Source organism: Botrimarina hoheduenensis (genome assembly GCF_007859815.1).
In the GTDB taxonomy this organism is placed as follows: domain Bacteria; phylum Planctomycetota; class Planctomycetia; order Pirellulales; family Lacipirellulaceae; genus Botrimarina; species Botrimarina hoheduenensis.
In genome coordinates this window covers 462888-485199 of record NZ_SJPH01000004.1, presented here as the reverse complement: position 1 = coordinate 485199, position 22312 = coordinate 462888, and the positions used below count along the sequence as shown (strand labels likewise).

Below are 22312 nucleotides of genomic sequence, written 5' to 3'. Positions count from 1 at the left end.
GATCAATGGTCGTGCTCTTCGTCGTCGTGATCGTGCTGAATGGCGCCACGGTACTGCTTACCCCCAATCGACACGACCAACTGGGCTTGTGCTTCCTCGTGGTCGAGGTCTTCGGCGAGTTCCGCATCGCCCGAGAAAAACTTCGATGCGCTGCCAGCCGGGTCGCTCGCCTCTGGGCTGGCTGCAAGCGTAAACTGCTCGGCTTGACCGTCGTGGCTCAGGTTGATCTGGATTTCTTTGGCATCGATCGGGACCGAGACCTTCGCCTCCGAGTCGAGCAGGTAGACCGTGACCGTCGCCGCGGCGTCGTCATGAACAAGCTCGGCGTGGTACTCCTCGGCGCCGAGTTCGATCAGACTCCCATGGTGGGGGCCTTCTGTCGGGTGATCGGCCTGACTAACGCCTACCGGCGCGGCTGGCGACACGGGTCCGCTGTTTTGCGAGCTATCGCAACCAACGAGGGCGCTGACGGCTACGCAGGAACCCAAGGCAACCGCCAGTTGGGCGAAGCGACATAGTGCTTTCATAGAACTTTCAATTTTTGGTGTGGGGGGGGCGTCGTGCGACGCCGGATTGGGATAGCCTTACCCGCCTACGCAGCGAGTTCTTCCTCTTCAATCAGCTCGACTTGCTCGTGGGAGGACTCTACGACGGCGCGGGCTGCTTTCATGCCCGTCGTCCAGAACAGGGCCGGTCGCACCAAGAACTCCAAGAGCGTGCTTGTGATGAGTCCTCCGATGATGACGGTGGCGACCGGGTAGAGGATCTCTTTGCCTGGCTCTCCCGCCGAAAGCGCCAGCGGGACCAATCCGATGCCGGAAGTGAGGGCGGTCATCAGGACGGGGGCCAAGCGATCCTTGCCGGCGCGGATGACCATGTCGCGGGTCCAGCCCTCGCCCTCGTATTTCACGAGGTGCAGGTAGTGGTTGATCAGCAAGATGCCATTGCGAGAGGCAATGCCACACAAAGAAATGAAGCCGACCATGCTGGCGATCGTTAGCGTCTGGCCGGTCAGGTAGAGCGACGCGACGCTTCCGATGAACGCCATCGGCAGGGCGACCATGACTTGCAAGGCGAGGTTGGCCGAACGAAACATCTTGTAGAGCACCAGGAACATGCCCAGTAGAGAAACCACGAAGAGAATCGAGATCATCCTGGACGCCGACTGTTGGCTCTCAAATTGGCCGCTAAACTCGACGAAGTAGCCGGCTGGGAGTTCCGCGCGGATCGGCTCTAGCCGTTCCTTGATGTCGTTGACCACATCAACCAGGCCGCGGCCCGACACATTGCATTGGACAACGATCCTGCGACGCACCTGCTCTCGATTGACCGTGTTGGGTCCCCCGGCTTTGTAGATGCGAGCCACGTCCTCGAGCTTCACGCTCCCCCCGTCGGGCAGGTCGATCTGGAGTCGCTTGAGCGCGTCCAGGTCTTCTCGGAACTCTTCTCCAAGACGCACCATCAGATCGAACGTGCGTTGTCCGTCGAGCACTTGAGAGATGACTTCCCCTTGCATCGCGGTTTCGACGAACTGATTAACGTCGCTACGCCGTAGGCCGAATGCCTTGAGTTTCTTGCCGTCCGCTTCGATCCGCAGCTGGGGGATGATGACTTGTTGTTCGACCTGCAGGTCGCGGACGCCCTCGACGTCCTGGATAGCGGCCTCCATGCCCTGGGCTTGCCGGCGCAGCTCATCCAGATCGTCGCCGAAGAGCTTGATAGCGATCTGGGCTTTCACGCCGGAGAGCATGTGTGAGATCAAGTGGGCGAGGGGCTGTTCGACTGCGGTGACGATACCGGGGATATCAGCCAGTGCTTCGCTGATCTCTTCGATCACTTCTTCGCGCGAGCGCGCGGTGCTTGGGTCAACGGTTGCCACGAACTCCGAGACATTGACCCCCTCGGCGTGTTCGTCCAGTTCGGCCCGACCCGTTTTCCGCACGAAGGCGAGGAGGTCGTCGATCTGCGCAAGTCGCTGTTCAACGCGACCGGCAACCTCGTTGGACATCGCCAACGAGGTGCCGGGAGGCAGGATGACGTTGATCTGGACCGCGCCCTCATTGAACGGCGGGAGGAAATCACTCTCCAATCGCAGGACGGCCCAACCCGAGACGACGACGGCAGTCGCTGCGGCGGCTAGGATCGGCCAAGAGAGCCGCAAGCTGAACCGTATCACGGCATCGGCAATCGCCTTGAGGCCACGCAACAGCAAGCTGTCCCGCTCTTCGCCTTCGGTCACTTTCCCGCGTAGCAGCCAGAAGCTGAGTACGGGTGTCACGGTGAGAGACACCAACAGCGAGGACGCGATGGAGACGATGTACGACACCCCCAGTGGTGAGAAGAGTCGGCCTTCCATACCCGAGAGTGCGAAGAGCGGCACGAAGACGATCATCACGATCAGCGTGCCGTAGACGATCGAGTTGCGGATCTCGACGCTCGCCTGAAAAACGACCAGCAAGGGGTACTTTGGGTGCTCCTTGTTCCGGTTCTCTCGCAGGCGACGGAAGATGTTCTCGACATCGACGATTGCGTCGTCAACGAGTTCACCAATGGCGACGGCGAGCCCGCCGAGGGTCATCGTGTTCACCGATAGCCCAAACACGGCGAAGACCATGGCCGTGATCACGATTGACAGCGGGATGGCCGTCAGCGTGATCAAGGTGGTGCGGATATTCATCAGGAACAGAAAGAGGATGATGACGACGAGAATCGCTCCGTCGCGGAGCGCCTCGACCACATTCTCGATCGCGAGGTCGATGAACTCCTTCTGCTGGTAGAGTTCGGGCAGCAGCCGTACGTCGCTGGGCAGCGAGTCGCTCATCTCCTCCAAGGCCTCGGTCACCAGGTTGGTGACCGCGCGAGTATCGGCCTGGGGTTGCTTGAGGATGGTCAGCACGACCGAGCGGCCGCCCACCATTTCTCCTTCCACGTTGCGAGCGAACGCCGAGCTGTCCCCTCGTTTGACCTGGGCCCCCTCGGTGATGCGGGCGATTTGTGAGAGCGTGATCGACTGACGGTCCCGTTGTCGGACCACGATGTCCCCGATTTCGTCGGCCGACGAGACACGCCCAAGCGAACGCACGAGGAACTCGTTCGGGCCTTGCTCATCAAGGTAGCCCCCAGCGGTGTTCTGGTTGCTGTCGGCGATCGCCTGCTTGACTTCGTGCAGCGTCACCCCGTAGCGGAGCAACGAATCAGGATCGACGAGTACCTGGAACTGCTTGCGATCGCCGCCCATGACAATCACCTGGGAAACTCCCGGTATCGTCAGTAGCCGCTGCCTGACGACCCAGTCGGCGAGGGTGCGCAGCTCCATCGGCGAGGTCTCTTCGCCGGCGGTCATGCCGGCGATCATGATCTGGCCCATGATCGAGGAGATGGGCATCAATTGGGGAGAGACGTCGGGTGGGAGGACGTCGCCTGCCAGGGCCATCCGTTCGGCGACGATCTGCCGATCGTTGTAGATGTTCGTGCCCCAATCAAACTCGACATAGACCACCGACAGGCCGATGCCCGATGAGGTCCGTACCGCCTGCACCCCCGTGGCGCCGTTCAACACGGTCTCGATCGGGAAGGTGACCAAGGTCTCGACTTCTTCAGGCGCCAGTCCGTGAGCCTCGGTCATCACCACGACGCGAGGCCGATTGAGATTTGGGAAGACATCGATCGGTAGCTGCGTCGCCTGCCAGCCTCCATAACCCAACAGCAGCAAGGCGGCGGCGACCACCAGCAGCCGGTTGTGGAGCGAAAAGCGAATGATTGCGTTGAGCACAGTAAGATTCCTTCGCTGCTCTTAGTGGTTGTGACCCGCGTGCGGATCGACCCCGCCGCCCGCTTGATTCTTCAGGGCGAGATGCATCTGGAAGGCGCCTTGCCCGGCAACCACGTCGCCGGGGAAGAGAGCGCCGTCGTTGGCGATCACGATCGCGTTCTGGTCACGATGGACCACATGCACCGGCACCTGATCGAAGTGATCGCCGTTCTGCCGGTAGACGTAGGACTCTCCCCCCTCATCCACGACAGCGGTTGTTAAGACGACCAGCTGGTCGTCCCATGTCTCAACGGGGATGCTGACCTGCAAGCGTTGGCCCGGCTTGAAACGCCATTCGAGGAACCGCTTCCCACCTGGAAGCGATTTCTCGTAGGCCACCTGATTCGGCAAGCGGAAGAAGACCTTCAAGGCCCGAGACTGTGGGTCGATCTGATCCGCCACATAGAGGACTTCGAGGCCCTGGACGATGTCTTCCTCCGAATCGGACTGCAGCAGTCGCGCGGTCACGCTCCGGTCTTCCCGGGCGGCGGAACGAATGGCGGCCGCGTCGTCTTCAAAAGCAGTCGCCTCGACGTGCAAGGCGCAGTGATCAGCGAGCACGGCAAGCTCGCGTCCCACCTCGATTTGCTCGCCCTCGGCGATCCCGAGTCGCTGGACCGTGAACAGGTGGGGGCCTTCGCAAGCCTCGTCGCTGTGACGGTGTTCCGGAGAGAAGACCGTGATGCTGCGGAACAACTGCTGCGTTTTCCGTATGTCGTCTACTTGCTCTTGTGCGAGTCCGTGGAGCAGCAGCGCCTGTTCTCCCGCCATCAAGGCGGACTCTAGCCTCTGCTTCTCGTACTGTTGCTCCAGGATTCGCTTGCCAGCTATGACCCCCTTCCCAAGCCCTTGCAGGCGGGCGAGCTCTCGGTTGACCACCTCCAGATTCGCCTGGGTTTGCAGGTAGTCGGTCTGAGCTGTGACGAGTTCCTCGTGTGTCAGCTTCATCTCAAACAAGGGCTCATTTGGACCAACGGCCTCGCCATTGACCGCGTAGATGTCGGTAACCAGCCCAGTGAATGGGGCGGTGACGTGCTTCTGAGACCGTCCCGGGCGTTCGACCACAATCGCGGGAAGCGATAGCGTGCGAGCGTACTCGGTCGGCTGGATCACCAACGGGACATAGCCAATGTTCTTGAGACCCTTGTCGCTAAGCTCGATCGAGGCCGCCTCGGTGTGCCCTTCGTGGTCGTGGCCCGCGTGCGGATCGTCGGCCGGAGCGCCGGCGACTTGGTCTTCCTTGGGGACGAATGACCCCACGTAGGGCAACCAATAGTTGGTCGTGACGTAGGCCGTGGCGCCGATCGCTAGCAAAGCGCCAGTAATCAGAGCGACACGGGTAAGTCGAGCGGGGCGAGGGCGATTGGACATAGACCTATCTCCGCGGACCGAGATGACGCACGAAGGTGCGTATCGGTGTGATACGAAGGCGAGGGAAGCGCCCCCGACAAGACGATCGGAGGGGGAACAACTCAGAGAATCAGAGACCGACTTTCTCGCTCACAAGAGGCGGCTAGAAAGTGTCCTGAAGTTGTTCAGATCAAGAGGACAAGCAAGGCAAGGTGCGAACGCACCGGTGGCGCAGGCGTCAACGCATCCCATCTATCGCAGCTTCGGGAGGCATGCCGATCGCAGCCCCCACGCGGAAGGCTTAGGGTGCCATAGACGGTAGACGCAAAACACGGGGAAAAGACCCCCAACGAAAGATCGACGGTGTCGACCTCGCCGACGATCCAGTGGCAACTCTCGTGTCCGCACTCGTGCGGAGCGTCGGGTACTTGTTCCTGCTCGCACGCTCCCTCGGCAAGGTCTGCCGCGTGCTCGGCGTGCAAGTGCTCGTCATACGTCCCGTGATGCCGATCGTGGCGATGACTGCTTGGATCGTCGGACGCCGCCGAATGGTCACAACCCGACGCCGAGCCCGCGTGGGACTCGTGCGCGCAACAGCCGAATAGGCCGTGGCCCAGAATGGCGAGCGCTAGCAGGCTGTGGAGCGGTCGGTTCACGGTTTAACGAATCCGAGCGGTGGAGAAACAGCTAAGTACTCTATTCTGCCTGCCTTGGCGAGGCTAGTCCGGTCTGCCGGTTGGCTCGCGAAGCCCTAGGAGCGCGCCCACAAAGCCAAAGCCAGCGGACACCTCCCAAACGAGTTTCTCTTCTCGCAAGCGACTGATAGACAAGCTAGTCGGTTCCCTGGCTGAGACTCCCTTCGAGCAACAGGCCTTCGATCTGTACGTAGCTCTGCCAGAGATTCCCTACGGCGTCCAAGTAGGCGAGGTTCGTCTGCGAGAAGGTCTGCTGCGCGGTTAGTAGGTCGAGGTAGCCGACTTCCCCCTGCTGATAACCTTTCTGGATGAGGTCAAGCGTCCGTTGGGAGCGGGGGAGAATGTCGTTTCCGTAGGTCTCGGCGGTTGCCTGGGCGTCGGCGTACTGCTGGAAGACATCGGCTAGCCGTTGATTGAGATCGAGTTCGACCCGCGCGACGTTGCGAACCGCTTCGGTAACTTCGGCTTGCGCCTGACGGATGCCCCCCTGGTTACGGTTCCAGAGCGGGATGGGCATGCCAACCTGGACGCCTGCGATGGTGTCACCCGTCCCATCGTCGTATTGGACGCTGAACTGTGTGCTGATGTCGGGCACGGCCTCAACGCTTGCACGATCCAGCGCTCTTCGAGATCGTTCGACGTTCGCCAGCGCCCCAGCGATCTCGGGGCTTTGTGACTGCAGCCGCGCGAGCTGGTTGGTCCATTCGAGCAAAGCGGGTCGCTGACGGACATCGCCGGCGAGGGGTTGGACCGGCAAATCGGCGCCGCCGACCACCGCCGTCAGCCTCCGCCACGCCCGTTCCCGCCCGTTCTCCGAGGTACGAAGCAAGACCTTCGCGTTCTGTTGCTGAACCTCAGTCTGCAACAGCCCCGCTACAGGGATCTCCTGCGCCTCGACTAGCGACTGCGAGGAGGTGACCGCTTCATCGCTGATGCGTCCCAACTCTTCAGCCAGCTCGACTCTTTTCTGCGCAAGCAGGGCCTCGTAGTAGGCCCGCTGCACGTCGGTTTGTACGCGCCGCCGGGCCGAGATAAGATCCTGCTCCGCCTTGTCGATCTCGGCGGCAACCACGGCGCGGTCCCGCCGCAACTTGTGTGCGGTAATGAAGCTCTGCCCCACATACATGCCGTTCTGGCCCGCGCTGCCATCGTTACCGATCTCGCCACCGGTGTAGCCTGTTGTGGGGTTGGGTGGCAGGCCGGCTTGGACCCACTTTCCGCGGAGCGCCCGAACCCGTGCTTCCGACTGGGAAATCGCCGGGTTGCTTGAAAACGCCATCTGTTCAAGCGCAGTGAGAGTCAATCCATTTGCATCGGCGACCAAGTAACCCGGAAGCACTTCCACGTCAGTCGTCGGACTGCTTTCCAATCGCCCTTCGATAACCTCACCCGGTTGGACAAGCTCGACGTCTGTCAGTTGTTCGTAGTCTACTTGTTGAATCGGTTCTGGTTCAGGCTCATTCGCAAGCACAGACGAGTCGGGTGTGGTGGCGACTTGGTGCGGACCCGCCGCGCAACCAACCGCTAGCAAGAGCGGTAAAGTCCAGGCCGTTATAGTACGGATATCCATTGGCTTCCTTGCCTCTCTTGCCGAGATTGTACTTTCGTTTATCGACTAATTACGCTGCTGGCGTGAACGGGCTGACTAGGCGTGCCTCAGTGCCGAGACAATTTCTGTGCGAGAAGCCTGCCAGCCGGGCGCGACGCCGGCAAGAACGCCAACGACGACGGCCACCGAGACACCCTGGATGGCTAGCGCAAGCGATGGCTCGAACGCGATCGTGACCCCTTCGGCAGCGATAGACATGCCCGTCAACGAGAGCAGCAGCATGCTGCCGACGACTCCCAGGACGCCGCCCAAGGTGCTCAGCAGAAGACTTTCGGTCAGCACCAAGCCGAAGACCCGCAGGGGGCGGAGGCCAACCGTCTGAAGGACCGCGTGTTCCTTGATGCGGTCCTGCACCGCCATGACCGTCGTGGTCGCGACGAGCGACAGCACCAGGCCCACGCAGGCGTACCCGAGCCAGTGGACGAAGCCGATCAGCTCGGCCAAGTCGGCCAGCGTATCCGCTTGAAACATCCCCTTGGTGCGGGTTGTCGTCCCCACCGGGCCGGCGCGAAACGCTTGGTCGATCTGCTTCGCGATTGTCTCCGGGTCGGCCGTGTCGTTGAGGTGGACCTCTAGCTGGGTAACGGTCCCCACGTCGCTCGCACCGCGTGCTCGTTGCAAGAACTCGAGTTGGGTGAAGATGAGGTTGTTCTGCGCCGCCGTCGCGGACTGGAAAACACCCCGCACCACGACCGACACGTCACCGATCGTGAACTTGTCACCGACGCTCAATCCGCGTCGACTGGCGACATCGGCGCCCACCAGGGCCGCGTCGTCTTGTGTGCTGAACGACGCCCAGTCCCCCGACCGGAGGTCGAGGTCGCGCCACGCTCTTAGCTTCTCGGGTTCCATGCCCTGGAAGACGATGGCGTCGAGGCTCGCCCGACAGTTGTTCGTAAAGACCTTGATCGGGACCACATCCGCCACGCCAGACAGCTTCTTGATGTCACCAGCGTAGTCCTGCGGCAGCCGGCTGCTCTGGGGGCAGAAGCGGTTCTCTTGGAAGACGATCAAAGTCCGCCCGGCGTCGTCGCCGGAGGTCAGCGCGAGAAGACCCTGCTGCACCGCCCCGATGAAGCAGAAAACGAGCAACGCCACGGCCGTGCCGCTCACGGTTAGCAGCGTCCGAGCGCGGTGACGCCACAGGCTCTTGAAGACGTAGGGGATGAACTTGTGCATGGTTACGCGGTCCGTAGGGTAGCGGTTTGCAGCTCTTTGCCGTTCTCAATGAGGCGGCTTCGTTCCAGGCGGATTCGCCGCTTCGCCCGCGAACCGGCGTCGGCGTCGTGCGTCACCATCAGGAGGGTCATGCCGAGTTCGTTGTTCACTCGCTCAAGCAACTGCAGGATCTGTTCGGTTGTTTCGTCGTCGAGGCTGCCGGTCGGCTCGTCGGCAACCACGACGGTCGGGTTGGCGACGATAGCCCTTGCGATGCCAACCCGTTGTTCCTGGCCGCCCGACATTTGACGCGGGTAATGCGTGGCTCGCGACGTGAGGTCAACGGCCTCCAAAGCGATCTCGACCCGCTTGCGACGCTCCGCAGCGGACATCGGCAGCAGCAAGAGCGGCAGCTCGACGTTCTCGTAAGCCGTCAGCACGGGAATCAGGTTGTGCGTCTGGAAGATGTACCCGATATGCGCCGCCCGCCAGTCCGCCAGTTTGCCTCGTGAGAGCTTCGTGATGTCGGTGTCGGCGACGACGATCTCTCCGGAGGTCGCGCGGTCGATCCCCGCGATCAGGTTCAGCAGCGTGCTCTTGCCCGAACCGCTAGCGCCCATCAGAGAGACGTAGTCGCCTTGTTCGATCGTGAGGCTGACCCCATCCAGCGGGCGGATTGTCTCCTCGCCGTTGGCGTACTCTTTGGTCACGTTGGAGACTTCGACAAGGGACATCTTTGGACCTGCTTTCGAAAGTTAGGCTGACCGTTGGGGGGGTCGTTTCCTACAAGGCTCGGGCGGTGCGTGCTTCAGGTAGACGGGTTCGAGCGCCGAAGCCGCCATCCACCAGAGTGCGATCCTCGCCCGAAACGCGGATACGCGTCCCGTCGATGACCGACTCTCTTCCGGCGACGATCAGCTTGTCGGTTGGTTGCAGTCCGCTGGTGATCTGAACGAGGCCGCCGTCGGTGGCGCCACGGCCCACTTCCACGGTCCGTCGCCGCGCCACTTTGTTGGTCAAATCGACGATCCAAACGGTCCCGCCGCCCTCGCCCGTGGCCACCAGCGACTGCGGGACAAAGAGCTTAAGCGGCGACTCGCTCGGCTCGCCTTCCTCGACGGGCGAGGGGGGGGCCAGGAAAGTCACTTTGCCCAGCATCTCGGGCTTGATGACCGCCGGCGGGTTGTTGACGGCAACCTTTACTTGCAACGTGTTCTTCTGGATGTCAGCAGACGTCGTGACCGAGATCACCTCGCCATCGATTGGCGCAGCCAACGCGGCGGTCTCGATGAGCGTCGACTGCCCGATGAGCACCTGCGGCACGTCTTCAAGCCGGACGTCCACCCTGACTTGCAGTCGCTGCGGGTCGTAGAGCCCGACAACGGCGCTGGTGCCGCTGCTGCCTCCCCCATTGGCGCCATGCGGAGTCGCTGCACCAGAGAGCCACTGCCCCGGGCGGGCGTCGAGACTCAGCACGCACCCGTCGATCGGGGACCTCACCACCATTCGTTCCAGCGTCAATTCGGCCACTTCGACGCGTAGCCGCGTCTGATCGAGCCTGGCTCTCTCGGCGGCAAGATTGGCCTCGGCCTCCGCGACCGCCCGGGTCTCATTGGTCAGCAGGCGGAGCTGTTGCGCCAAGGCGTCTCGCTTCTCTCTGAGAGAACCTGCTTGCGCCGTCAATTTGGGCTCGCGTGCGATCAGTTCGGCAACCGTATTCTCGGCGGCGGAAAGTTCTGCGATCGCCTCGCGCAAGACCCTGCCCGAGATGGCTTGTCCTGCCATCTTCTTCCGTTGCGCACTCTCCTTCGCAAGATGCAGCTGCGACTTCGCTGTCTCAATCTTGAAGGGCAGATTGCTGATGGCCACCTCGGTCTCGTGGAGCCTCGCTCCGGCCTCAGCCAGAGTCGCTTTCAACTCAGTCGGTTGAGCGAAATTCGTCTTGGCCGCCGCCAGAGTCGCCTCGGCACGACTCACCTCCGCCTCTTGTAGTGCGTGGGCGGCTCGGGCCTCGGCCAGAGCCAATCGGGCGTCGGCGTCGATCAGTCGTGCGACCGGTTCGCCTTGCTCGACGTGCTGGCCTTCGATGACATACATCTCGGCGACAACGCCCGCCGCCAACGCCGACACGAGGGTCGGAGTCGGCCGTGGTTCGATCCACCCGGCTGCCTGGAAAAGCGGTGTCCCTTCCTGCTTGATCTCGGCGCGACTTACAACCACTGGAGTCGTGGTGATCAATTGAGCGGGTAAGAAACTGTCTCTCGCGGCCCAGCCAAACAGGCCCACGAAGCCTGCCAAGATACCGACAGGCAGCACGTACCTTGTAAGCCAACCACGCCTAGGCTTCTTGGATGGGCGATTCGCCGGCCCACCGCGATCAACCGCGAGTTGGCTGAGGTCGAGTTGAGACGACTTTTCGGACATCGTTCGCATTCCCTATCAAAATCGCCGCACTTCGGTGCGGTTGATCAAATTGACTTGATGGCTTCGACCACCGGGAGCCGCATCGCCTTGATCGCGGGGGGGAGCGCGCCGACTACTCCTAATAGCGCTGCGACGCCGCAGGCTACCGCGATGCCGACGCTGTCGACCGACAGCATGAACGCCCCCATCGTGAAGCGGACCGCCATCCCATCGACCAGCCAGATACCGACGACGCAAGCCACGATGGCCGCCGCACAAGCCAAGAGCGTTGCTTCTTGAACTAGCGTCAGCAGGATGGCGCGGCGACGGAAGCCAAGCGCCTGGAGGGTCGCCAATTCGCGTATCCGGCCCACCACCGCGCCGTACATGGTGTTGAGTCCCGCGAAGACTCCCGAGCCGGCTACCAAAGCGACTACGACCCATCCCAGCATCCGGACCGGCTTGTAGTGCTTTTGCATCGAAGCGTAGTACGAGCTCTCAGCAACGGCTTTGAGTTCTAGGTCAATCCGCTCGCGGCAGAAAAGATCGACATCCGCCACGCCGTCCGTCGATTCCATGCTGACAGCGACTAGGCTCAGGTCTTGTCGTTTGAGCACGGTCTGCAGCTCTTCTAGCGGCGCCCAGATCTCGGACTCGAACGCCGATCCGGCCGCGTTGAAGACGCCACTGATGGTCCAACTTTCGCCGTCGAACGTGATCTGATTGCCGACGGCGAGGTCTTCTTTCGTAGCGCTGAGCTTCGAGTGGGCTAAGCGACCGACCATCACTTCACCACGCTGAGGCCAAGTTCCTTCGACCAACTGCACTTGGCCTCGGACCAGCGGGGCCGTCGTTGTCACTCCCCGCACCAAGCCCATCCCCGGTTCGGTCATGCCAGCGGTCGCAATGCGTGTCGCTAAGTACAGCTCGGGAGAAACGTACTCCACGCCGTGCTGACGCCGGACGCCATCAACGCTCGCCGACAGCAGTGCCGGGGTCCGCCCCGGGATCGACGAGTTCTCGATGTCGGCGCCCGAAGAGAGGGCGTAGACCAACACCACGTTAGGATTGCCAGTCGCGGCGAGCGACTTCTCGAGGCCGCGGATGAAACCGACGACGACCAGCACGAGCAGCACCACGATGGTCAGCCCACCCAGTGTCAGCGCGCTGCGTGACGGACGGCGGAACAGGTTCCGCACGCCGTAATCCCAGGGGAGAAGTTTTTGACCAAGCATAGGGAGCCTTCCGATCGTGTGCAGTCGTTCGTCGGGTTCAGTTGCGGACGAAAACACCGGTGGCGAGCATGACGAAATTGCCCGCCTCGTCTTTCTGAGCCGTCCCTTTCACCACCACCATGTCAGACTCTTTCAAGTCCAAGAGTTCTCGCGAGTCCATTGAGACGAGTTTGCCCTGAGCATCAACGACCTTCACGAGAGTCGTGCAGTTCTGTCGATCCACGGCGCAGCAGTCGTCCAAGCACAGCTCGGTTTCTCCGGTGTCTTCCCCCTTCGCGACGACCGCCATCGAGGGGTCGAGCAGCGTGAAGGCCGCCCTGCCGTCGATCCAAGGATTCGCCGCACCGCCGATACGTCCGACAAGCACCAACGGGGCGCCGTCTTCGACCGACTCGCGTGCGGCAATAACGCCCATGGCTCCATCGGGCTCCTCGGCCAGCTTGTATTGACTCGCGTTGATCCTTGTCGCCGGACTCAACGCCAGAGCGGCCGAGTCAGCGGCGGACCCGCAGCCGATCGAAAGCGCTACGCCGCTTACGGTTGCCACTAAGGCGAGGCAACGAATTCTCGTTGTTGCCGTTCTCATCGTTGGAATCCTCCAGTACGAGGTTGTTGGGCTTGTTGATGGCTCTTGGGAGCCGCCGCCGTGACCCACTCGATGGACAGTTCTCCGTGGCTGCCAGAAACAGCGAGCGGTCGCTCGTTTGCCTTCGCCACGGCTTCGATGAAGGTCCAGGGTGAAAGCTGAGGGGCACGGCTGGATTCCACGAACAAGAGGCCGCGTTCCCGGTCAACGCTTACCTTGGTGACCCCTTTGATCGCGTACAACTGTCCAGCGATCTTGCTCGCGCAACCTTGGCAATGCAGGTTATCGATGGCGATCACGAGCGGCCTATCGGTCGAAGCTATCTGGTCCGCCGTATTACTTTCTGGACGGACCAGCGTGTACGTCGCTTCAGCAGTCACCAGCTTCGTCGGGGTTCCGTTCCCCTTCTCGACGGCGTGCCAGAGCTGCCCGAGCATCGCCGGCGTTGGTTCGGGCAGTGAGACCGTCAACGTGCGGGACTTCATGTCGACGCCCACTTCGCGAACGCCGCGCGTGGCGTACAACTGGCCCGAGACCTTGCGAGCGCAGCCAGCACAGCACATCGCCTCATCAACGATCTGCACCTGACGAATGGCCGGTTGTGGCGGGGCGGCGAGAGCGGCGGGCTGGGTTGCAAGAGCGCAGAGGGCGAGGCTCGCAATCGCACGATTGGACCCGCGGTACTTCTTGTGCATGAACTCTTCCTTGGAGGCAATGGCCTGTTGGGCAAAGGATGACTAGCAGCAATCGCTCGACGTGCAGGCAAGCGCAGCCGGGTTACGCCAGCCAAGCGGGAAGGAGCAGATCCGCAACGGGCTCAGATCGGCAGCCCGCGAGGGGCATCCAAGAGCAGCGGAGACGCAGGCGGCAAGCAGAGGGCTTGCGGCAGAGAAATCAAATCAGAAAACGACAGAGCGTGGCACAGCGTTCTGGCGCAGTCTTACCGAGCGAACTGAGTTCGCCAGCGGATTTGGGCCGCTCCGCATCAATCAGGATTGTCGGGTAGGCGAACCACTGACCGGACGGAACCGACGCGATCGTCCCCACGCCGGACTCCGCCGATCCCTTTGGCAGTTCCAACGGCTGAGGCGCTCTCTGGCACCAGCAATCGGGCGGGCACGGGCAGGAGTCATCCTGATGTGCGAACCTAATAGTGTGGCTCGCCGTTGGCTCAACGACTTCAGTTGGCGATACCTTGCACGAGTCCGAGCAAATCGACGCTTCGCATTCGCCGGCCTCGTGGTGATGGCAATCGTGCCCTGCGCTATCGCAGCCACTTATCGCGCACCCGCCAAGCTGGCAGAGCAGATGCGTTTGCTCGACGCCAGACAACAACGCGAGCACTACCCCGAGTAGGGCAACTCCTCGCTTCATGTTGTTGTAGCGGCGTAGCACGACTGCGCAGCTCCCAAGGCGGTTGAACGATCCAGAGAATCCTATCGGTTCTTCGGAGTTCGCAAGTTTAGACGCTTCAGGCAGGCGGTACAAACGCAGCTGCTTCCGTCGGATGGCCACGCATTCGGACCGCGGGGGATCGCTTCTGCGATGCTAAGTCGTTGCACGGCTGACGCTTAGCGACTGCATAGCCGGCATATGGAGCCGCTCCGAGAGCCCATTTGGCTTGCCCCGACTCCGGTACGACGCAAGCTGTGCAAGCCACTTCGACAAGGCTCTTTTCCGTGCCTGCTTTTCCCGTTCGGCACTTCGACGGAAGGCATGCCCCAACTCGGCGAATCGCGTTTCGGCTGCCATGACGAGCCGCAATCCGGCGCCGACGCGGCACCACCACTTACTGGGCCTGCTCTTCCCGGGACAGTCTCTGCGGTTCGGATAGCAAGAACGGCGCCCCGGGTCCAACCGCGAACGTTTTTCGTTGCCTTCTGAAGGTCTGCCAGGTCTCCCGATGACAGCCTTCGGCAGCGTGTAGACTGTCGCTCGTTCGGTGGTCCGAACCGGCCTAAGAAGTCATGGTTTCTGGATCGACCGGATCGGACCACGCTGATGAACACGGAAGGCTTTTACTTGGTTCATGCAATATACCTGATCGCGTCGCACAACATATTTTCCCTAATGTTGATTATCACATCTTTCGGATGTGAGTGCCTGTTTGAGCCCGTGCCGCTCGTTAACATCTAAGTGAGGTCGGTTGTCGTGATGGTCGATTCGAAATGACTTGACTCGACGACAAAAAACGTGCCACGAGTGGTGGCATGACGCGGAAGCAATCGACCAAGAAGAAGCCACGACGAGACCTCTACCAAGAGATCACCGACCGAGTCCTTGGCATCCTCGATCGGGGTGTCGTGCCGTGGCGTAACCCGATCCGTCGACAAGGCGGAGGCGGATGGCCGAAGAACTTCACGACCGACAAGCGGTACCGCGGGATCAACGTCTTCCTGCTCGCCGTCACCGCGTTCGAGCGCGGCTATGGTTCCGATTACTGGCTGACCTTCCGCCAAGCGAAGCAGAAGGGTGGGTCGATCCGTAAGGGCGAGAAGGCCTCGCTGGTGACTTTCTGGAAACTCTACGAGAGAACCGATGCCGAGAGTGGTGAAGAGTACAAGCTGCCGGTGCTCCGCCACTACAACGTCTTCAACGCCGAGCAGTGCGAAGGGATCGAAACACCGGACAAGTTGTTGGATGGCGAGGAGGCTCCATCCGTTAAGCCGCTACCGGCTTGCCAAGCGATCGTGGCTGGATACACGAGCGGCCCGACAATCGAGCATCGAGCCGGCTCCGCTCGGTACGTTCCCTCACGTGACCAGGTGCTCATCCCTGACCCGTCGGCCTTCGCGACGACCGAAGACTACTTCGCGGTCCTCTTCCATGAACTTTCCCATTCGACCGGGATTGCGAAGCGGCTCGGCCGCGGCCTCGACGAACCCGGCGCCGCCCCGGCCCCGTTTGGCTCCGCCGAGTACGGCAAGGAAGAGCTGGTCGCCGAGATGGGGGCCGCATTCCTGGCGGCGGTGGCTGGCATCAGCCCACCGACGATCGAGCAGTCGGCTTCCTACATCGACAACTGGAAGAGGCAGATCACGGGAGACACTAGGATGGTCGTGACCGCGGCGGCAGCCGCTCAGAAATCGACCGACTGGATTCTTGGAGAGACGTTCGCGAACGCCACCCACGAAGAACCGACCGAGCCGACCGCTAGCGAGATACCCACTGCGGATCTGTCGTAGTACCTACCCGCCCATAGCCGTTCGCCTCACTTCGGCGTCCCTGCTCAGTTCTTTCCTCCCGATTGCCCCCGCACCGCAGGCCAGACACGAGCCCCGTAGCCGGTTTCGACGGCCGTTCTGACGAGTGAACGTGATGGTCTGTGGCTCTTTGGTCATGAGTTAATCGTTGCTGCATCCTGACACCCGCGTCGGTTCGTTCAAGGGTCGCCAACAATTTCTCTCCCGCTCAGAAAATGAGCGGGCCAAATTCTGGGCGATCCGCCGTGGCGGAAAACCCTTGAGCGACCCGACTCAAACGGGCGTCTTCTTGGATGCCACATTAACTCAAACCAAGGAGAAAAGACCATGACGACACTATCAAACAACGGACCGATCGACACGCTACGCGACGGGAGCCTGAAGGCCTCGATTTGGGGCAATCGGAACGAAAGCGGGGCGTGGTATAGCGTCGATCTGACGCGGAGCTACACGGACGAGGCAGGGATCTGGCACGACAGCCGCTCGCTTTCCAACGGGGAACTCTTGCGAGGGGCTCGGCTCTTAGAGCAGGCCTACGACCGGGTGCTGGAGCTGCGTGCCGCCGACAAGGCAACCACCGACGAAGAAGCTCAGGCATGAGCCCCCTCTTCGTCAACACTGAAGGCCGTGGGCGTCCTCTCGCCCCGGCCGACCGGGTGCAAGAGCTGCATGAGTTCGCTCAGTGCATCGAGTGTTACCTTAGTGCCCGATTGGGCGACCTCGAATTCGCAGAGTACGCCAGATTCGAGCTGTTGCAGTCGAGCCTCGCGGCCTGTGCCGACCTGCTCTCGGCCGACGACCTCGACCGATTCCTCGAGGAAGCAATCGCTACGGCGTCAGAACACTTCGGCTACGTGAAGACCGGCAAGACCCAATAAGCCGGCAATAGACACCTCCGGCCGGACACGGCCGGAGGTGTCTCTCCGCGTCACGCTCCACGCAAAGCTTGACTCGGCGGCGCCCGATGCGCTACTCCATAGGAGCAATCCAAAAAAAGAAAGGAACTACCATGACCACCAACCCAAGCACTACAAACTCAAGCAACCAACCGGTGAGCGAGGTCCGTGACGGCGCGATCAAGATCGCGATCTTCCGCAACGAACCGAAGCAAGAGGGAGACCGGCCTCGGTACTCCGGCAAGCTGACCCGTAGCTACCGTGACGCCAGCGGCGACTGGCACGACACCGAGTACCTTTCGGGGACCGAGTTCTTGCGGGCCGCGCGGCTGATGGAGAAAGCCTACGACGCCGAGATCGAACAGCGGGCTGCGGACAAGGACGCCGGTCCCGAGCCATCGGTCTAGGCCGCCACCCCGTCACCCCATCGGACTCAGAAGAGGTCCCGTTGAACTGGCGGGGCCTTTTCGGCGGCGGGGTCCGCTAACTTTTCGACCACCGCTTGGAAGCGACGCCGGGCCGGGATACCGAAGGCCCGATCGTAGACATCGTACTGGGCGAGCCGCAGGCAGGTCGCCTCCTTCCAAAGTTCGGTGGCTCGATGGCGGTTTGCTTGACGACCCTTATCGGTACGGCTTGGCCGGCCGGTGAGCGGGTGAAGTCCTGATTTCATGGCCACTTCGTAGCCCGCGATCCGGAGCGATAGGTCAACCAAATCATACAGGTGCTCACGGACAATCGCCGCGATTTCTTCGGGGGTCGGGCTGCCACGGGATTGATCGCTGAAGATCGCCGCCTCGACCGCCTCGGGCAACGGGGTAGGAACGCTCAAGCCGCCGGCGTCTTGGAAGTCGAGTGTGAGGCTGGTTGGTTCGTTGTTCGGCATCTCCGTCGATTGAAGCCACGATTCGCGTCCATTTGTCAACGCTTTTCGGAAATCAACGGGGTTTCTAACGCAGGTACTGGGCGGGCAAGAGGCCGTGGTCGCGGTAACGCTGGAGTTCGGCAGCCGGGATCTTCCAGCTCTTCGCCTCCCCTCGCCCCGACTCGCACTTCTCGGCGTGGATCCGCGCCATCCGGCACCACTCGCGGACGGTGTACTCGCCCCGCTCGACCCGGGCGGCGAACTCGGGAACCGAGTAGTACGCGCGTTCCGGCTCCGGCTCGGCCTCCTGTTTGGCCACCGATTGCTCGATCGTCGTGAGCGAGCCCTCCAGCGCCCGGAGCCGCTCGGCGAGGCGAGCGAACCGGACGTCGAACCAGCCGTAATCGACGGTCATTGGGTAGTCCGGCGCCGTGCTTGCGTCGTGATCCGAAATTTCCACGCTCGTCTCCCTATCGCCTCGGGTTCAACCGATTTCTGAAGTAGGCCGAATCCTCGTTCGCTTTCAGTCGCTTACCGCGCTTTATTCATCGGGCCCGGCAAGTCCGCTCGGCGAATGCCTCGCGATGACTAGGCTGCCGCCGGAGAAGCTCGATCCGTGCCGAAAGCGAGAAGAGCAAGTAATCCCGGATCGAGTCGCGTGCCGGTTGGGCGAGAAGTTTCTCATCGATTCCGTCCAAGGGATCCACACAGGCCGTCGTGAACCAACGCCACAGGCGCCTCTTCGTGGAGCCCTTCCCGGGAACCTCGCGGGTGACCCGCTCCCACAAGAGGTGGGCGTGCTTGTGGCAGTACGCCGGGAGCACGATCCAATCGCGATCGAGCGTCTCGCGATTGACGCGTCGGGTGTTCCGCTCCGGGCTACTGAGTCGCAGCGAGAAGGCGTCGAGTTCGACTTCTTGGTAACCCGAACGCCCATGGTCGATGACCAGCCGCTCGACGGGGAAGCCGACACGCGCCAGCTCGATGTCGTGAAACGGTGTCTTGGTCGTGGCGACGTAGGCGCCGTCGAGAGCCGCTTGTTCGATATCGGTGAAGAAGACGATTTCAGGTTGATCATGAGATCTGTACTGCGACATCTCAGTCTCCCACTGGGTTGCTTGGGCGTGGACTCAGGGGCTCGGGCCGGTGAGTGTCTCGACGTGGATCGAGTCGATCGAGGGCGCCGACTCGGGTCGGTCGAACGTCCGCGGCCCCAGCTCGTCGAGTGACTTGATCTTGCCGGCGCCGATCAGCGTGTTGAGCTCGGTGAGGTGACGCCCTTCAATAGTCACGTGGTACTTCTCGATCCCCAGCAGGCAGAGCTGCAGGCAGCCCGCGTCGCGGAGCCGCGTCTCGCGGAGGTCGGCGTAGGCGTAGCTGATGATCTGCCCGTCGCGGAAGCGGACCTGGAACATCATCGGCGGCGGCTCGGTCGGCGCGGCCCGCTTCCACGGCGCGTCGAGCGACCGCTCCTCGGTGAGTTTCGGGAGAGGGTTCTGGTTGGAGGGGAAGGGCATGTGCTTCATCGTGGTTGGCTCCTACTGAGGCCCGGAGCCGGCCCCAGCGGCGGTTGGCGTTCGGGCGTCGGCGCCGCCATGGCTGTGGCGCTCTTCGGGAAGGCTGCACGCCACCAGTCGCGGACCCGCTCAATCAACGCCCGCCGCGTGCGATCGACACGGACCCGCTCGGCGGCCGCCCGCTGGGTGGCGGTGAGCTGGGTCGCCGAGAGCTGCTCGCCCGCGTTCTGGATCGCCCGCCGCACGGCCGCCTTGTCGTCAACAAACAGCGTCAGGTCCTCGCGGCCGCGGGAAGCGGTGACATAGAACTGCTTGGCGTTAACCGCCGGCAGAGACTCCTTGCCGATCGCGGCGATCGCCACGTCCCGGTCCTTGCCCTGGGAGGCGTGGGAGGTGACGACATAGCCGAGATCGAGGTGGCCGTAGTCGTGCGGGACGGTCATGCCGCTCTTCAGCCGCAGATTGCCCGCCTTGTCAAAACCCCTCACCTCGTCGAGCCGGCCGTTGCTAATCCGCCGCTTGCCCGCCTTGCCACCGAGTGAGAAGCGGACTCGGTCGCCACGGGCCAAGCCAAGCGTGGTTTGACTGTAGACTTCAAAACGGTCCGTTACGTTGTAGGGGATCGGCTTGGCAGGGCCGCCGGTGATCGGCGCTAGGAAGGGAAGATTCTGTTCGTCGTATTGGACCCGGTAGCGGGCACCGCGGGTGTAGCCGCCGGCGACGTTCTGGTGGAACTGGACGATAAGGCCGGGAGCCCCTGGCATCGGCTCGTAGCTCGACGGCAATGACTTTTCGGCCTCCGTCAGGTTCAACGACCGCAACTGCACCACGTCGGTCTCTTCTCTTCCTATCGCCCCTGCCGCGCGGAGCCGGTCCCGAATCTCAGCGGTTGCTTTGTGGCCCTCGGCGTGCGTCGGCGCCACAACCAGCGTCGATTTACCGCGGCGGGACGCTTCCATATAAGCCTCGGCGAGCGCTTCGTGACGGTTTTCGCCGTCGATCTCTTGGATATTGCCGAGCCGGTCGAGCAGATCGAAGCCCGCGATCATCCCGGTCAGGCCGCTCTTCGGATCGACGACCTCGTGACCGCGGCTGATCAGTTCGACCGCTCGCTTGTAGCGGCCTTGCTGGCGCTGGATCTTTTCGACACGGGCGATGTTTAAGCCGGCTTCGGTCTCCAGCAGCCGCATCGCTTCGCCACGGCGGGGTGAGGCGTGCTGGCGGGTGTCGCCCGAGAGCACAACGCGGGCGTTCTGCGCCTTGGCGATCGCGAAGACGCCATTCATCGCCCGCACGTCCAAGAGCCCCGCCTCGTCGATCCAAAGCACTTGTTCTTTCAGCTCCGGGTGGAGCTTGTCGTTCTTCAGCAGGTGCTCGACCGTCTGGGCGTCCACAAAGCCCTTCTCTTGGAGAACCTCGCGGGCACCGGTGCTCGGAGCGAACACAAACACTTCTTTCCGATTGCCCCGAATCGCTTCGGCCGCCTCCTCCATCAGCGACGACTTGCCCGTGCCGGCGCCGCCGGTGACCGCCGTGACGGTATCCTTAGAAGCGAGCACGTGGAGGACGGCCTGCTTCTGTTGCTCGTTGAGCCATTCGCGCTGAAAGACGTGTTCGGTGCGGCCGATTGGGAGCCGCGTGCCCCGGCTATCGCGGGCGAAGGCGATCATCGCCCGTTCGGCTTCGAGCACTTCGGTGGTTGTGACGTAGTGGCGGTCGGCCCCCCGGATGTCCTGAACGCCGTCGATCACCCCCTCCTCGCTCGCTAAAGCGGCTTCGATCGCCTCGGGCGAGAGCGTCAAACCCTGCTCCAAAGCGGTCCCGATGACCTGATGCCGCTCGACCGTCGAGTTCCGGTACAGATGATGCTCTAGCGAGAAGCGTACCGCTTCCTGAGCCCGCAAAGCCTCCCCCTCCTCCCGGCTTCCTGTTCCTTTCGCCCGCTTCGCCAAGGCCCCAAAAGCCGCTTGCTCAGCCGGCGTTAGCCGATCGAGCCAACGCTCTCGAAGCCGATCGACGCCGACCCCGGGCGCCTTCTTCTGACGGGTCTTGGCGCCCAGCTCACCCTTCTTGGCGGCCGAATCGACGCCGTGCTCCTCGGCGTAGGCCTCGATCTGGGCCGTGCGGGTGCTGAACTTTTCGATGGTTGAGCGCTCGACGCCGGCCAACTCCCAGCCCCGCTTGAGGCGTCGGCTTTGGCGGAACTGGGTCGCGGTGACGGCGTAGCCGAGATCGTGCTTGAGCTTGCCGGCCAAGCGGGCGTCGAACTTGGCTTGCAAGGCGGGCAGCTGGCGCATGACCTCTTCGAGGTCGGCCGCGTACCAGCGGCCGTCGTCGAAGGTTAGGTTCGGCACAAAGGCATGAATGTGCAGGTGCGGATCGACGACGCCATCCACCGGGCGAGACGTCTTGTGGAGGAAGTCGGCGTAGATCAGGTTGCCGGTCGCGCGGCGGTCGTTGGTGGCCGCTTTATCGCCGGCGCGGACCCGACGGCAGACCAGCGGCTCGACGTCGCGGGTTATGGTTTCGGCGACCGCTTCGCGAAGCGCTGCGAGGATCCGCTCGTCCGCGTTGATGGCCCACGCGAGCGAGACGCTCTTGGGGACCGAGAAAGTCAAGTCGACACCGGGACGACGGTCCTTGCGGAGCCGCTGGACGAGCCGCTTCCCGGTGAACGGGCAGCGGCCTTCCAAGAGCGCTGTGAACTGCTCGTCGGTCACGGGCGTGTCGGGCTTCAGGCCGAGCTTCGTAGCCGCTTCGCCGTGCCACGAGCCGTTGACCTCGGCGCCGAGGTAGTAGTCGCCTTGCGACAGCGTCGTACGGAAGTACTGCTGGGCGCCGGCGATGCTGGTGGCTTGGGTCGCGTTGAGCATGAAAAGCGGCTTCGGACTCGGTTGATAGGGCTACTCGGAGAAGGCAACTCAGAACGTCAAAGCGGCTTTGGACAGCGGGTCGAAGAATGCGGAGGACGGATTACGTCTACA

General features: G+C 62.4%; 20 protein-coding genes. 5 read left to right on the top strand and 15 right to left on the bottom strand.

Going from position 1 to position 22312, the window contains the following annotated elements:
* Nucleotides 1-2: 2 nt before the first annotated feature.
* From Pla111_RS11975 to Pla111_RS11965, 3 genes are all read right to left on the bottom strand, one after another.
* Nucleotides 3-527: a hypothetical protein gene (locus Pla111_RS11975; RefSeq protein WP_197524982.1), complete on the bottom strand. Its 525-nt coding sequence runs from the start codon at nt 525-527 to the stop codon at nt 3-5.
* A 65-nt stretch (nt 528-592) separates the two neighbouring features.
* Complete coding sequence (locus Pla111_RS11970; RefSeq protein WP_146574652.1) at nt 593-3772, bottom strand: efflux RND transporter permease subunit; 3180 nt, start codon at nt 3770-3772, stop codon at nt 593-595.
* 21 nt (nt 3773-3793) lie between these two features.
* Entirely contained in the window at nt 3794-5182 is a 1389-nt protein-coding gene (locus Pla111_RS11965) for an efflux RND transporter periplasmic adaptor subunit (protein ID WP_146574650.1), read from the bottom strand.
* A 365-nt stretch (nt 5183-5547) separates the two neighbouring features.
* Here Pla111_RS11965 and Pla111_RS11960 point away from each other — a divergent pair, with 365 nt between their 5' ends.
* Nucleotides 5548-5766: a hypothetical protein gene (locus tag Pla111_RS11960; protein ID WP_231930974.1), complete on the top strand. Its 219-nt coding sequence runs from the start codon at nt 5548-5550 to the stop codon at nt 5764-5766.
* A gap of 226 nt (nt 5767-5992) precedes the next feature.
* On the opposite strand, the gene Pla111_RS11955 is transcribed toward Pla111_RS11960, so the two are convergent.
* The 7 genes from Pla111_RS11955 to Pla111_RS11925 form a co-directional block, all read right to left on the bottom strand.
* Nucleotides 5993-7426, bottom strand: coding sequence for a TolC family protein (locus tag Pla111_RS11955; RefSeq protein WP_146574647.1), 1434 nt, complete (start codon nt 7424-7426; stop codon nt 5993-5995).
* A 75-nt stretch (nt 7427-7501) separates the two neighbouring features.
* On the bottom strand, nt 7502-8644 hold the full coding sequence (locus tag Pla111_RS11950; RefSeq protein ID WP_146574645.1) for an ABC transporter permease: 1143 nt from the start codon (nt 8642-8644) through the stop codon (nt 7502-7504).
* Between the two features lie 2 nt (nt 8645-8646).
* Nucleotides 8647-9357, bottom strand: coding sequence for an ABC transporter ATP-binding protein (locus tag Pla111_RS11945; protein WP_146574643.1), 711 nt, complete (start codon nt 9355-9357; stop codon nt 8647-8649).
* Nucleotides 9358-9406: 49 nt separating this feature from the next.
* Complete coding sequence (locus Pla111_RS11940; protein WP_197524981.1) at nt 9407-11047, bottom strand: efflux RND transporter periplasmic adaptor subunit; 1641 nt, start codon at nt 11045-11047, stop codon at nt 9407-9409.
* Nucleotides 11048-11091: 44 nt separating this feature from the next.
* Nucleotides 11092-12261, bottom strand: a complete 1170-nt coding sequence (locus Pla111_RS11935; RefSeq protein WP_146574639.1) for an ABC transporter permease — start codon at nt 12259-12261, stop codon at nt 11092-11094.
* Nucleotides 12262-12298: 37 nt separating this feature from the next.
* On the bottom strand, nt 12299-12847 hold the full coding sequence (locus tag Pla111_RS11930) for a hypothetical protein (protein WP_146574637.1): 549 nt from the start codon (nt 12845-12847) through the stop codon (nt 12299-12301).
* Complete coding sequence (locus Pla111_RS11925; protein ID WP_146574635.1) at nt 12844-13542, bottom strand: cation transporter; 699 nt, start codon at nt 13540-13542, stop codon at nt 12844-12846. The genes Pla111_RS11930 and Pla111_RS11925 overlap by 4 nt, the downstream gene beginning before the upstream one ends.
* 1515 nt (nt 13543-15057) lie before the next feature.
* On the opposite strand from Pla111_RS11925, the gene Pla111_RS11915 reads away from it, so the two are divergent.
* The 4 genes from Pla111_RS11915 to Pla111_RS11900 all read left to right on the top strand — a co-directional run bounded on the left by Pla111_RS11915 (nt 15058) and on the right by Pla111_RS11900 (nt 17353).
* The gene (locus Pla111_RS11915; protein ID WP_146574630.1) at nt 15058-16032 is read left to right on the top strand and encodes an ArdC family protein; all 975 of its coding nucleotides are present in this window, start codon (nt 15058-15060) and stop codon (nt 16030-16032) included.
* A 345-nt stretch (nt 16033-16377) separates the two neighbouring features.
* Nucleotides 16378-16650 (top strand): hypothetical protein, encoded by a 273-nt coding sequence (locus Pla111_RS11910; RefSeq protein WP_146574628.1) that lies wholly within the window; start codon nt 16378-16380, stop codon nt 16648-16650.
* Complete coding sequence (locus tag Pla111_RS11905) at nt 16647-16928, top strand: hypothetical protein (RefSeq protein WP_146574626.1); 282 nt, start codon at nt 16647-16649, stop codon at nt 16926-16928. Before Pla111_RS11910 ends, Pla111_RS11905 begins: the two co-directional genes overlap by 4 nt.
* A 131-nt stretch (nt 16929-17059) precedes the next feature.
* Nucleotides 17060-17353: a hypothetical protein gene (locus tag Pla111_RS11900; protein WP_146574624.1), complete on the top strand. Its 294-nt coding sequence runs from the start codon at nt 17060-17062 to the stop codon at nt 17351-17353.
* A 26-nt stretch (nt 17354-17379) separates the two neighbouring features.
* Here Pla111_RS11900 and Pla111_RS11895 read toward each other — a convergent pair whose 3' ends face one another.
* The 5 genes from Pla111_RS11895 to mobF form a co-directional block, all read right to left on the bottom strand.
* Nucleotides 17380-17832 (bottom strand): hypothetical protein, encoded by a 453-nt coding sequence (locus tag Pla111_RS11895; RefSeq protein WP_146574622.1) that lies wholly within the window; start codon nt 17830-17832, stop codon nt 17380-17382.
* Between the two features lie 64 nt (nt 17833-17896).
* Nucleotides 17897-18271: a hypothetical protein gene (locus Pla111_RS17270; RefSeq protein ID WP_197524980.1), complete on the bottom strand. Its 375-nt coding sequence runs from the start codon at nt 18269-18271 to the stop codon at nt 17897-17899.
* An 85-nt stretch (nt 18272-18356) separates the two neighbouring features.
* A complete protein-coding gene (locus Pla111_RS11885) occupies nt 18357-18908 on the bottom strand; it encodes a hypothetical protein (protein ID WP_146574619.1) in 552 nt (183 codons plus the stop codon).
* A 33-nt stretch (nt 18909-18941) separates the two neighbouring features.
* A complete protein-coding gene (locus tag Pla111_RS11880; RefSeq protein ID WP_146574617.1) occupies nt 18942-19337 on the bottom strand; it encodes a hypothetical protein in 396 nt (131 codons plus the stop codon).
* Nucleotides 19334-22201 carry a MobF family relaxase gene (gene mobF / locus Pla111_RS11875; protein WP_146574615.1) on the bottom strand — a complete coding sequence of 956 codons (2868 nt, stop codon included), beginning with the start codon at nt 22199-22201 and terminating at the stop codon, nt 19334-19336. Before mobF ends, Pla111_RS11880 begins: the two co-directional genes overlap by 4 nt.
* Nucleotides 22202-22312: the final 111 nt, after the last annotated feature.

What these genes read in the sequence shown, in the direction of transcription:
- mobF (WP_146574615.1), bottom strand. Translation starts at nt 22,201, where the DNA reads ATGCTCAACGCGACCCAAGCCACCAGCATCGCCGGCGCCCAGCAGTAC.
- Pla111_RS11880 (WP_146574617.1), bottom strand. Translation starts at nt 19,337, where the DNA reads ATGAAGCACATGCCCTTCCCCTCCAACCAGAACCCTCTCCCGAAACTC.
- Pla111_RS11945 (WP_146574643.1), bottom strand. Translation starts at nt 9,357, where the DNA reads ATGTCCCTTGTCGAAGTCTCCAACGTGACCAAAGAGTACGCCAACGGC.
- Pla111_RS11955 (WP_146574647.1), bottom strand. Translation starts at nt 7,426, where the DNA reads ATGGATATCCGTACTATAACGGCCTGGACTTTACCGCTCTTGCTAGCG.
- Pla111_RS11940 (WP_197524981.1), bottom strand. Translation starts at nt 11,047, where the DNA reads ATGTCCGAAAAGTCGTCTCAACTCGACCTCAGCCAACTCGCGGTTGAT.
- Pla111_RS11930 (WP_146574637.1), bottom strand. Translation starts at nt 12,847, where the DNA reads ATGAGAACGGCAACAACGAGAATTCGTTGCCTCGCCTTAGTGGCAACC.
- Pla111_RS11905 (WP_146574626.1), top strand. Translation starts at nt 16,647, where the DNA reads ATGAGCCCCCTCTTCGTCAACACTGAAGGCCGTGGGCGTCCTCTCGCC.
- Pla111_RS11885 (WP_146574619.1), bottom strand. Translation starts at nt 18,908, where the DNA reads ATGTCGCAGTACAGATCTCATGATCAACCTGAAATCGTCTTCTTCACC.
- Pla111_RS11935 (WP_146574639.1), bottom strand. Translation starts at nt 12,261, where the DNA reads ATGCTTGGTCAAAAACTTCTCCCCTGGGATTACGGCGTGCGGAACCTG.
- Pla111_RS11950 (WP_146574645.1), bottom strand. Translation starts at nt 8,644, where the DNA reads ATGCACAAGTTCATCCCCTACGTCTTCAAGAGCCTGTGGCGTCACCGC.
- Pla111_RS11965 (WP_146574650.1), bottom strand. Translation starts at nt 5,182, where the DNA reads ATGTCCAATCGCCCTCGCCCCGCTCGACTTACCCGTGTCGCTCTGATT.
- Pla111_RS11915 (WP_146574630.1), top strand. Translation starts at nt 15,058, where the DNA reads ATGACGCGGAAGCAATCGACCAAGAAGAAGCCACGACGAGACCTCTAC.
- Pla111_RS11925 (WP_146574635.1), bottom strand. Translation starts at nt 13,542, where the DNA reads ATGCACAAGAAGTACCGCGGGTCCAATCGTGCGATTGCGAGCCTCGCC.
- Pla111_RS11895 (WP_146574622.1), bottom strand. Translation starts at nt 17,832, where the DNA reads ATGCCGAACAACGAACCAACCAGCCTCACACTCGACTTCCAAGACGCC.
- Pla111_RS11975 (WP_197524982.1), bottom strand. Translation starts at nt 527, where the DNA reads ATGAAAGCACTATGTCGCTTCGCCCAACTGGCGGTTGCCTTGGGTTCC.
- Pla111_RS11910 (WP_146574628.1), top strand. Translation starts at nt 16,378, where the DNA reads ATGACGACACTATCAAACAACGGACCGATCGACACGCTACGCGACGGG.
- Pla111_RS11900 (WP_146574624.1), top strand. Translation starts at nt 17,060, where the DNA reads ATGACCACCAACCCAAGCACTACAAACTCAAGCAACCAACCGGTGAGC.